At 71.1% G+C, this 11,300-nt stretch carries 8 protein-coding genes; 4 read left to right on the top strand and 4 right to left on the bottom strand.

Annotated features, from left to right (window positions below):
- The coding region (locus N869_RS09200; RefSeq protein WP_198026021.1) for a DNRLRE domain-containing protein at positions 1-5,110 on the bottom strand (5,110 nt) is incomplete at its 3' end.
- Between the two features lie 259 nt (positions 5,111-5,369).
- On the opposite strand from N869_RS09200, the gene N869_RS09190 reads away from it, so the two are divergent.
- Positions 5,370-6,404: a mechanosensitive ion channel family protein gene (locus N869_RS09190; RefSeq protein ID WP_198026020.1), complete on the top strand. Its 1,035-nt coding sequence runs from the start codon at positions 5,370-5,372 to the stop codon at positions 6,402-6,404.
- Positions 6,405-6,410: 6 nt separating this feature from the next.
- On the opposite strand, the gene N869_RS09185 is transcribed toward N869_RS09190, so the two are convergent.
- Both N869_RS09185 and N869_RS09180 read right to left on the bottom strand, forming a co-directional pair.
- On the bottom strand, positions 6,411-6,863 hold the full coding sequence (locus N869_RS09185; RefSeq protein ID WP_269545877.1) for a PTS sugar transporter subunit IIA: 453 nt from the start codon (positions 6,861-6,863) through the stop codon (positions 6,411-6,413).
- Between the two features lie 32 nt (positions 6,864-6,895).
- Complete coding sequence (locus tag N869_RS09180; RefSeq protein ID WP_035060561.1) at positions 6,896-7,126, bottom strand: glucose PTS transporter subunit EIIB; 231 nt, start codon at positions 7,124-7,126, stop codon at positions 6,896-6,898.
- A 146-nt stretch (positions 7,127-7,272) separates the two neighbouring features.
- Here N869_RS09180 and N869_RS09175 point away from each other — a divergent pair, with 146 nt between their 5' ends.
- Both N869_RS09175 and N869_RS09170 read left to right on the top strand, forming a co-directional pair.
- Positions 7,273-7,683: a globin gene (locus N869_RS09175; RefSeq protein WP_035060567.1), complete on the top strand. Its 411-nt coding sequence runs from the start codon at positions 7,273-7,275 to the stop codon at positions 7,681-7,683.
- Positions 7,680-8,540: an acyl-CoA thioesterase gene (locus tag N869_RS09170; protein WP_035060558.1), complete on the top strand. Its 861-nt coding sequence runs from the start codon at positions 7,680-7,682 to the stop codon at positions 8,538-8,540. The genes N869_RS09175 and N869_RS09170 overlap by 4 nt, the downstream gene beginning before the upstream one ends.
- 67 nt (positions 8,541-8,607) lie before the next feature.
- Here the strand turns inward: N869_RS09170 and N869_RS09165 are convergent, their stop codons facing one another.
- On the bottom strand, positions 8,608-10,041 hold the full coding sequence (locus N869_RS09165; protein ID WP_035060556.1) for a sugar porter family MFS transporter: 1,434 nt from the start codon (positions 10,039-10,041) through the stop codon (positions 8,608-8,610).
- Positions 10,042-10,151: 110 nt separating this feature from the next.
- On the opposite strand from N869_RS09165, the gene N869_RS09160 reads away from it, so the two are divergent.
- On the top strand, positions 10,152-11,300 hold a 1,149-nt coding region (locus N869_RS09160; protein WP_035060566.1), incomplete at its 3' end, for an SDR family oxidoreductase.

The following is an 11,300-nucleotide window of genomic DNA, read 5'->3' as shown; positions in this document are numbered from 1 at the left end:
TCGCCCGGAACGTCCCCACACCCGTCAACGTCTGCGAGGTCACCAACCCACGTCGTTCGCCCTCACCGTCGTAGGTGGAGGTCAACGTGCCGGTCGGATCTGTCACCGACGCCACCCGACCGGCCGCGTCGTAGCTTGTGGTCGTGACCCGACCGTCGGTGTCGGTGTACGTCACCGCCCGACCCCACGCGTCATAGCCCTGCCGCACCCGACCCATCACCTGACCACCAGACCCCACGGCCACGGTCGCAACCACCGCGCCCGTGCTGGGGTCGTACTCGGTTCGGGCAGCCGGCACCGGGGTCGACCCCGCGACACCGGTGACCGATGTCGCGGACTCCACGGTGCGCCCAGCGGCATCGAACGAGGTCGTGGTGGTGCGGACCGCTGACCCCAGGGTCTCGGTCACCACTGCAGGCGCCAGGTACATCGAGTACTCACCGGTCACCTCCACCGGGACCGTGGCAGTGGACTCGGCCCTGGCCGTGCGGCATACCAGCCCCGCCCACTGCGGCTTGCCGCCACACACTGCCGTGGCACCCGACTGGGCGGCAGTGGTGTAGTACGCGGTCACCGTCGTCCCCGCGTCACCTCCCGTCGAGGCAGGTTGGCGGGACTCCACCACCTTGCCCTCAGCGTCGTACCGGGTGCGGGTCACGATCTGCTGGGACCCGTTCACCACCGTCGTGGTGGTCGCCGACCCCAGTACCCACCCCGACGTGGCATCCAGCACACCAGCGGAGTCGATCGGTGCGTACCCGGTCGAAGAGGTGGACACGACCTTCTCCCCCGCAGGGACCGCCACCTCCAGGTCCGAAGACCCGGTCAGCGGATCTGCCTCGGTCACCGTCACCGTGGTGGGCAGACGGAACGCCAGCCCGGTCTTGGGGTTCACACCGTTGTTCGGTGCACCCTCGTCATACCGGGTGTGGGTGTGCAGCCGGACCAGCTCCACCGACCCGTCCGGGCGGGTCACCTCCGTCGTGGGCGCCCACGTGTCCGTCACCAACGTCCCCGCCGGTGTCAGGACCGTCCCGGCAGCGATGGTGCCGGCGTCGGTGGTGATGGCCTTGTCGGCCAGGATGTCGGCGTTGTAACGGGTGATCGTGGCGTAGGAGTCGATCTCCGCAGCCGACAGGTCCTCAGAGGCGGACCGGATCTGGGCCATCGCACCGGTGTCGAGCTCGTGGACCACACGACCGGCCTCGTCGTACCGGGTCGCGGTCAGCTGCCACTCACCGGCGCCGAACACCGCCGTGTTCGTCACCCGACCCTGCCCGTCGGTGTACTGCAGGCTCGCGAACGGCCAGTCCGCCGAGGTCACATCCCCCGGCCCCGAACCCGCGACACCCGGGCGGTCAGCACCGAACACCGCAGCCCCGTACACCGGCGCGTCATCCTGACCCCAGGCTGAGGCACGCGCGAACGACGGCAGCGCCCCACTGGCCGAGGGGTCCAGCCCGTAGACGAACGTCCCCAACCGGACACGCCCACCACCACCAGCAGGCGCGGTCCGCTCGACCCGGGTCAGCGCCTTGGCATCCACACTCGCCGCGCCGTAGACCAGGTGGAACGGTGCCAGACCTGGCGGGGTGGCCTGCACCAGCAACGGCTGACCCGAGGTCGAGGTCCCCTCGTAGGCGTAGGACGCGACCAGACCGGTGCGCGGGTCCTTGACCTCCACCAGGTGCTTGGCAGCCGAGTAGCGGTACTGGGCCACGACCACCCGGCTCATGCCCGCCTTCTTCGGGTCGAACGCCTCGTAGGCGATCTCCTTCACCTGACCCGCCACGTCACCCGGCTGGGCCGCGGTCGCCGTCGTCGACGACCCGTACGTCACGTGCACCGCCCGGCACCCCGGGTTCAAGGTCCCCGACGCCGGGCACGTCACCCCAGGGGGGACCGGAGCAAGGATCCGCGTGATGCGCTGCTGGGCGTCCCGGGTGAACGTCGTCTCCCCCGCGCTGCCCGGCTCCACCACCGCCGAGGGCAGGAACTGCGTCGTCTTGCCCGCCGTGAAGGCCACCGGCGTGAACCGGGTGACCGTCCCGTCGTCCTCGGTGAACGTCACCACCGTCGACATCGCGCTACCCGAGACCGTCAACCGCGCCCCGTACTCGGCGGTCTCGGCATCCGCAGCGGTGTACGTCCCCGTACGCAGATGGGTACGGCTGGTACCCGGCTGCTTGAAGATCAGGACGTCACCCTCCTCGTCGAGCAGCACGATCGTGCCGTCCACGCGGGTGTTGTCGATGACCTCCCACCCGGCCACACCGATGTCGGTGCCGTCGAACGACGCACGCCACCCCGGCCCGAACACCGAACCCTCGTCCATGCCAGCCAACGACGAGTAGCTGCGTGAGACCGACAGGTCACCCACATACCCCGGCACCGACACGTCCGTGACCGAGGTGTTGAACTCACCGGTCCACAACGCCACCTGCCCCAGCCCTGCGTCAGCGACCGGGAACGCCGCACCGAACGCATGCGGCACCCGCACCACCGTCACCTGGCTCGCAGGGTCAGCCGTCCACGTGCACCGCGTCACCGCCGGCGAGGTGTAGGCAAAGCACACCTGAACATCCAGCAGCAGCGGGACACGGTCCTGCCCCAGCTCCTGAGCTGCCGCAGCGGCCGACCACGCGTGGTTCACCGACACCGCCTGACCGGTCGGCACCGACGCCAACGTCGGTCCCTGGGTCCACCCCGACGTGGACCCCAGCGTCCCGCTGAAGTCATCCGGGTCCGTCCCACCCGAAGGGCGGAAGTAGATCGTCGGGGTGACCGTCCCGGCCCCGGCCGTCGGCGCCGTCGCCACGACGTTGAACCGGTCCGTCGACTTCAGGCCCGTAGCCGGTCCACCCAACGTCGGCCCACCGGTACCGAACGTGAACGTCCGGATCGATGACGCCCACCCCGCCTTGTCGACCGCGCGGACCCGCAGGCTGTGCGCACCAGACTTGGGCGCCCACGACAACGTCGCCCTGCGAGAGGTGTTCGCGGTGAGCGACTTCCACGCCCCACCGTCCTGGCTGTACTCGAACTTCACCACGTCCGTGGACGAGGCGTTGAACGTGAACGTGTTCGACGCCGGAGCAGGGTCGTACCACTGACCGTCGGTGTACGCACTGGCGGTGACCGTCGGGACCGCCGGAGCGGTGGTGTCCACGATGAACGTGGGCATCGCCCGCGACTTCTCCGAGTGCAAGGACCCGTCATACCCCCACACCCGTGCCGAGTACGTCCGGCCCTCGACCAGCGCCGGAGTGGACGACGTGGGCTTGAACGTCGACCGTGAACCCGACGCGACCGACGTCCCGCTCAGCTTGTCCCACACCAGCGTCGAACCCGACAAGATGTCGAACCGGGCCCGGACATTGCCCCCGTCCGGGTCGCTCACCACAGCAGAGAACGTCGGCTTGGTGCTCTTCACATACAGCACACGGTCCGGGTCGCTCGAGCTCGGATACCACTGAAAATGGCCCGAAGCGATCTCCGCCGAGCTCGGCGTGCCAGGGTAGGAGTTGTAGTTCACCACGATCGTCGGCTTCCCACTCGAGGCATTCCCCGAGTTGAACCGCTTCCAACCGAAGTTGTCCGTCTCCGACGCCGCACGCAGACCCACACCGTGCGTCGTCCCCGACGCCCCGGCCCACTCCCGCGCCAGACTCGTGATCCCCACACTGGACCACCCCGCCGAGCACGACGAGGAGTACCCGCGCGTATCGGTCGAGGTGTGCCACCGCTTGGTCCACGACGGCTGGGACCCCCACCGGGTCGACGTCGACGCCGTACCCGTCTGCCACACCTGCCACTCCCGCGCCGTGCACGACCACGAGTGGTACTGGTACAACCGCAGCTCCGCCGAGGTGACGTGCTTCCCCTTGATCGCCGACGTTCCCACCGTCAAGAACGACCGGGCCCGGGCCGACCCACCGTTATGGGTCCCGATCCGCAGGTCCGTCGCGGTCGAGTTGTCCCACGTGTGGTCGGACTGCACGAACGTGTCGAACGACATCGTCAGGTTCACCGACGGGTCCACCACCACCGGGAACACCGTCTGCGGATCGAGCAGAAAATCCTCACCAGGCGTCAGGACCATCTCGGCGTCACCATCGACGACCTCGACCTCCGTGGGCACAGGCGCACTACGGCCCACACCCTCAGGGTCACCGTCCTGCCCGCCGGCCTCAGCATCGGCGTCATCACCGCCAGGAACGGTCAGACCGTTGGCCCACAGCTCCGGGACACCGCGACCGTCCCAGTCCGCCGCGAGGGGTGCAACCAGCAGGGCGTCGTGGTCCGCGTCCCACATCTGAGGGGCGGCCACCTTCGCCACGGTCTGCCCCTCAGGGGTCACCATGTCCACCGCACCAGCGGCGTCCGCCTGGGCGTCCGCCCCGTCGCTGACCAGCCCCACCGGCAGCGCCAGCCCCGCCCCCGCCTCCGCAGAAGGGCGCTCCTTCACCACGAAGAACTGCTCCACACCGGTACCGGTCACCTCGAGGACCATGTCGATCCCCGGCTGCACGTCCCGGTACGTCGCACGCGGCCCCACGACCTGAGGCTCCGGCAGGTCACCCGGCCAGGTCAGCTCGTTCGTGACCCCTGTGCCCGGATCGGTGAGGGCCGCCACCACCACCGCACCGTCCTGCGCGGTACCACCACCGGAGATCGTCAGATCTCCCACGTGCGCGACTGGCTTGAACTGTTCACCCGCGCGCTTCAACGTCGCGTCCGCAGGCGCCCAGTCCTCCACCGCGGTCCCGTCACCGCCCTGCCGCACCCACACCGGCCCCGTGGAGATCGCTGCCTGCCAGGACCCGTCCGGCAGGGCGTACACCGACTCGTGCTCGGTGCGCTGGGACAGGTCCTCGACGCGCTGACCAGTGATGCGAGCATTCGCCGACGCCGAGAACGCGTCCGGGGCCGTCAAGTCGCCCGTTGGGGTGACGACCTCCGGAGAGGGAGGCTCCTCCGGAGCAGCCACAGCCGGTGTGACAGGGCTCAACCCCGTGACCCCGACGGTCACACCCGTCACCGCCGCGACGAACAGAGCCCTGCCCCGCCACCGTCCAGGCATGCCGACAAAACCGATGAGGACGCTCATTCCGCCCGCTCCCGCAGCTCACGAGGCCTCTCGGTCAGAGGGCCCCATGCCAACCGGACATCCTCCTGGACCCGGCCCCAGCGGACCCGAGAGCCTGCGGTGGCAGAACCGTAGCGGTCATCTCACCCATGACCCTAGGCCGGTCAGGAACGTTCACCCGTTCGGCCTAGCGCCCGGCAGCACCACCCACCCTCACAACCCCAGGAGCGACGACAAGGGCGGATGGTGGGGCACGACGCCGTCGGCCTATGGTTCCGGGGTGACCGGAGTGCTCGACATGGACCTGGACCCGCAGTCGATCAGCGACCCCGGCGCGTGGGCACGGCTGGCCGCACGATTCTGGGGGTGGTTCATGGGGACGCCGTTGCAGAGCCTCATCGCGGTCCTGGTCGGGCTGCTGCTGCTGGCCGCCGCGCGGTGGGTGATCCGGCGGGTGGTGCGGTCGATCGTCGACGGCGGCATGACGGTGCGCCAGCACGCGGGCCGGTTGCTGAGCCGGACGGGCCTCGCCGCGCAGTCCGACCCTCTGATCATCGCCCGTCGCGTGCAGCGTGCCGAGACGATGGGCTCGGTGCTCCGGTCCGCCGCAGGCCTGGTGATCGCGATCCTCGTGCTCACCGCCCTGGCGAACATCCACGACTGGGACCTGGGCCCGCTCCTCGCCTCCGCCGGGGTGGCGGGCGTGGCCCTGGGGTTCGGTGCGCAGACCCTCGTGAAGGACTTCCTGTCGGGCCTGTTCATGCTCGTCGAGGACCAGTACGGCGTCGGTGACGTGGTCGACCTCGGTGAGGCGTCCGGTGTGGTGGAGGCCATCGGCCTGCGCGTCACCCAGGTGCGCGACCTGTCAGGGACCCTCTGGTACGTCCGCAACGGCGAGGTCATGCGTGTGGGCAACATGACCCAGGGGTGGTCCAAGGCGTTCATCGAGGTGCTCGTCACCCCGGACGCCGACGTGCCCCGCGCGATCGAGCTCATGCGCACCGCCGCCGCAGAGGTCGCCGACGACGACGAGCTGGGCCGGCTGCTGCTCGCCGACGCCGAGGTCACCGGGTACGAGGACCTCACCGCCGAGTCCGTACGGCTGCGCCTCATGGTCAAGACGGCCCCCGCCCAGCAGTGGCGCATCCAACGGGTGCTCCGCCGCCACATCCGCGACCTGTTCGCGGCCGAGGGCATCCCGCTGGCCCTCGAACGACGCGAGGTCCTGGTCGAGCGTGAGTTCCACCGCCACGACGACCCCGCCGCCGACGAACCCGCCGACGACGACGCCACCGGCGACGAGTCCCGGACCTGAGGACCGTCAGACCCCGCCCGGCACCACCCGAAGCAGCGGTTCACCCGCACGGACCACACCGCCCGCGCCCGTCAGCACGCCGACCTCCTCGGCCTGGCCCTCCAGGACCACCACCGGGCACACCGTCGACAGGCCCCGTGCGGTGACGTCCGCGGGCATCCACGTCAGCACCGGGTCGCCACCGGAGACCTCCTCACCGGCAGTCACCAGTGTCGTGAAGCCCTCGCCCTTGCACGTCACCGTGTCGATCCCGGCATGGACCAGGACGGCGAGCCCCTCCCCCTGCACGACGAACGCGTGCGGGTGCAGCGACACGACCGTCCCGCTGATCGGCGCGAGCACCGTCCCGGGCCCCGAGGAGCCGGGGTCCACCGCGGCACCCGGGCCGAGGAGCTCCTGGGCGAACACCTGATCCGGGACCTCGCCGGGCAGCAGGACCCGGCCGTCGACCGGGCTCAGGACGACGGCCCCAGGACCGCCGAGGCGAGAGGTCAGCGCAGGTCGTCGATGTCTGAGGCCAGGGTGTCGGCCTCAGGGCCGACCACGACCTGGACCACACGACCCGAACGCACGACACCGAACGCACCGGTCTCCTTCAGCGCCGCCTCGTCCACCAGGGCCGGGTCTTCCAGCTCCACGCGCAGACGGGTGATGCAGGGCTCCAGGTCGACGACGTTCGCGTCGCCACCCAGAGCTGCGAGGATCTGCTCAGCCTTGCTCAACGGGGGCCTCCTGAGTGCGCGCGGGGCGCGGCGTGCGCTCCGAGGACAACACTAACCACACCACGGCGAGCACCGTCAGGCGTCCACCGGTCCGCGCGACCACGACCCCGGCCCTGCGCGCACCGCAGCTGGGTGAGAATGGGCCCGTGACGTCCGAGCCCCAGTCCTTCTACCGTGCCGTGGGCGGCGAGGCCACGTTCCGCCGCCTCGTCGAGGTGTTCTACGCCGAGGTCGCCCGCGACGACCTGCTGCGCCCCATGTACCCCGAGCAGGACCTCGAGCCCGCCGCCCAACGCCTGCGGCTGTTCCTGGAGCAGTACTGGGGCGGCCCCACCACCTACAGCGACCAGCGCGGCCACCCCCGTCTGCGGATGCGGCACGCCCCCTACCCGGTGGGCCCGGCAGCCCGGGACCGGTGGTTGACGCACATGCGCACCGCCCTGGACGCCGTCGACCTGCCGCCCCTGGCCCGCGCGACCCTGTGGGACTACCTGGAACGCGCCGCGCACTCGATGGTCAACACGTTCGACGACCCCCACCCGCTGGAGCACAGATGAGCCCCGACCCGCTGCGCACCGTCCTGGACGTGCTGGACGTCCAGCGCCTCGACGAGGACACGTTCACCGGGGCAAGCCTGCCCAAGCCCGGTGGCCGGGTGTTCGGGGGCCAGGTGCTCGCCCAGTCGCTGCTCGCCGCCGCCCGCACCGTCGACGGCGACAGGTACCCGCACTCGGTGCACGGGTACTTCCTGCGGGCAGGTGAGGTGGACGCACCCATCACCTTCGCGGTGGAGCGGATGCGGGACGGGCGGTCGTTCAGCGCGCGCCGCACCCACGCCCTGCAGCACGGGGTGCCGATCCTGTCGATGATCACGTCCTTCCAGGAGGACCAGCCGGGGGTCGACCACGCCGACACCCCGCCCCTGGACGTCCCCCCACCGGACCAGGTCACCAGTGCGCTGGAGGTCCTGGCACCCGTCGACCACCCCGTGGCGGCGTTCTGGACCCAGACCAGCGCGTTCGACCTGCGGCACATCGAGGAGTCCCTGTACCTGGCGCCCGCCGCCGGACGCACCGACCGCCAGATGGTGTGGATGCGCGCACGGGGCCCCGTCCCCTCGGACGACCAGGCCCTGCACCGGGCGCTCCTGGCCTACGCCTGCGACCAGGTGATGCTCGAACCGGTGCTCCGTCGCCACGGGCAGGGCTGGGCCTCGCCGGGGCTGTCCGTCGCGAGCCTGGACCACGCGATGTGGTGGCACCGGCCGGTGCGCGTGGACCAGTGGCTGCTGTACGTCCAGGCGGCGCCCAGCGCGCACGGCGGACGCGGGCTCGGGACCGCCGCCGTCTACACCCAGGACGGGACCCTGGTGGCATCCATCGCCCAGGAGGGCATGGTGCGCGTGCCCTCCTGAGGCGCGCCAGGCGCGGGGCGGCGCCCAGCGCGCGGTCCTGGAGCTGCTGGGATGGCCCGGCCTGGCCTCAGGTCATGTCCTCCAGCTCCTTGCCCCTGGTCTCGGGCACGAACCTCATCACGAAGAAGAACGACAGCAACGCGAACGTCGTGTAGACCCCGTACGCCAGCCCCAGGCTCAGGTCGGCCAGGCCCGGGAACGTCGTGGAGATCAGGAAGTTGCCCGCCCACTGGGCCGCGGCCGCGACACCCAGGGCCGCCGCCCGGATGCGGTTGTTGAACATCTCCCCCAGCAGCACCCACACCGCCGGGCCCCACGACATGCCGAAGAACACCACGAACAGGTTCGCCGCGACCAGCGCCACCGGGCCCGCCGCGCCCTCCAGGACCGGGACGCGCTCCAGGGAGCCGTCCTCGGCGAGGGTCTCGGTCACCGGGGCGGTCGCGAACACCACCGCCAGGGCCGCGAGGCTCGCGAACATCCCCGCCGAACCCACCAGCAGCAGGCGTCGGCGCCCCACCTTGTCGATCAGCGCGATCGCCACGATCGTCACCACGATGTTGGTGACCGAGGTGATGACGGTCTGCAGCAGGGCGTCGTCCTCGCTGAACCCGACCTGCTGCCACAGCGTCGAGGAGTAGTAGAAGATCACGTTGATGCCGACGAACTGCTGGAACAGCGACAGGCCCACACCCACCCACACGATCGGCAGGAGCCCCAGCGCAGGACCGCGAAGGTCGGACAGGCGCGAGCGGGACTCGGTCGCCACGGTGCGGGCGATCTCGCGCAGGCGCTCGTCCACCCCGGTCAGCAGGACGCTGCCCAGCACCGCACGCGCCTCGTCCTCCCGACCCCGCGCCACCAGGTACCGGGGTGACTCGGGCAGACGCGACGCCAGCACCCCGTAGGTCACGGCGGGCACCAGCTCGGCGAGGAACATCCACCGCCACGCCTCCAGGCCCCACCACGACACCTCGGCCGCCCCACCGGCAGCAGCGGCGATCACGTAGTCCGACAGCAACGCCACGAAGATCCCGGTCACGATCGCCAGCTGCTGCAACGACCCGAGCCGGCCGCGGATCGTCGCCGGCGACACCTCGGCGATGTACGCGGGGGCGATCACCGACGCGGCACCGACCCCCAACCCGCCGACGACCCGCCACAGCACCAGGTCCCACGGGCCCTGGGCCAGCGCCGACCCCACCGCACTCACCGTGAACAGCGCGGACGCGAGCAGCATGACCCGCACCCGACCCTGCCGGTCGGCCAGACGCCCCGCCAACCACGCCCCGGCCGCACAGCCCAGCAGCGCGGAGGAGACGGCGAACCCTGTGAGTCCCGCGCCCATCTGGAACTGCTCCCGGATGGCACCGACGGCGCCGTTGATCACCGCGGTGTCGAACCCGAAGAGGAACCCGCCCAGGGCCGCCGCGGTCGCCAGGAGCACCGCCCGGCGGGTGTCGTACTGCTCGGCACCACCAGGTGCACGTGTGGCGGACATCGACGTCCCCTCTCTGACGGCCCGTCCAGGCAACGTAAGCGCGCCCGGCCGGACCCACCACAGGAACGGTTCCCCGCGCCAGAGCGCCCCCCGGTGCCTACGCTCAGGCAATGACGAGGGTCGCGGTGACGGGTGTGACGGGGTACGTGGGTGGGCGTCTGGTGCCCGAGCTGCTGGCCGCCGGACACCAGGTGCGGGCGGTCGCCAGACGCACCCACCGGTTGCAGGGCCGTCCCTGGGCCGACGACGTGGAGCTCGCCGAGGCCGACGCCGGTGACCTGGACCAGGTGCGCGACGCGCTGGACGGGGTGGACGTCGCCTACTACCTCATCCACTCCCTGGGGACCGGGCCCCGGTTCGCGGCCCGCGACCGGCGGACCGCGTTGACGTTCGCGCAGGCGGCACGTGAGGCGGGCGTCCGGCGCATCGTGTACCTGGGGGGCCTGTACCCCGAGGGCAAGGACCTCTCCCCGCACCTGGAGTCACGCAAGGAGGTCGGCGAGATCCTGCTGGCCTCCGGGGTCCCGACGACGGTGCTGCGCGCCGCGGTGATCATCGGGTCCGGCTCGGCGTCGTTCGAGATGATGCGCTACCTCACCGAACGGCTCCCGGTCATGACGACACCGCGCTGGGTGGACAACCGGGTCCAGCCGATCGCGATCCGGGACGTGCTGCGGTACCTGGTGGGCAGCGCCACCATGCCCGCGGACGTGAACCGCTCGTTCGACATCGGTGGGCCGCAGGTGCTCCGCTACCGGGACATGATGCAACGGTACGCCGCCGTCGCGGGGCTCAGGCCCCGGGTGGTGCTCGGTGTCGGTGCGTTGTCCCCGCGCCTGTCCAGCCTGTGGGTGTCGCTGGTGACGCCGGTGCCCGGGCCCCTGGCCCGCCCGCTCGTGGAGTCGCTGGTGCACGAGGTGGTGTGCGACGAGCACGACATCGCCACCTACGTGCCCGACCCGCCCGAGGGGCTGCTGGGGTTCGACGAGTCCGTGAGGCTCGCGTTGCAACGGATCGGTGAGGCCGACGTCGCAACCCGGTGGTCCTCGGCGTCGGTGCCCGGCGCCCCGTCCGACCCGCTGCCCAGCGACCCCGACTGGGCCGGGGGCACCCTGTACCGGGACGAGCGCCGCACCCGGGTCCAGGCCCCGGCCGACGCGGTGTGGCAGGTGCTGCAGGCCGTCGGTGGGGAACGGGGCTGGTACTCGTGGTCGCTGGCGTGGCGGGCGCGCGGGGTCCTGGACCGGTTGTGGGGCGGG

The organism is Cellulomonas bogoriensis 69B4 = DSM 16987, assembly GCF_000767165.1.
GTDB lineage: Bacteria > Actinomycetota > Actinomycetes > Actinomycetales > Cellulomonadaceae > Actinotalea > Actinotalea bogoriensis.
This window is presented reverse-complemented; position numbering and strand designations above follow the sequence as displayed.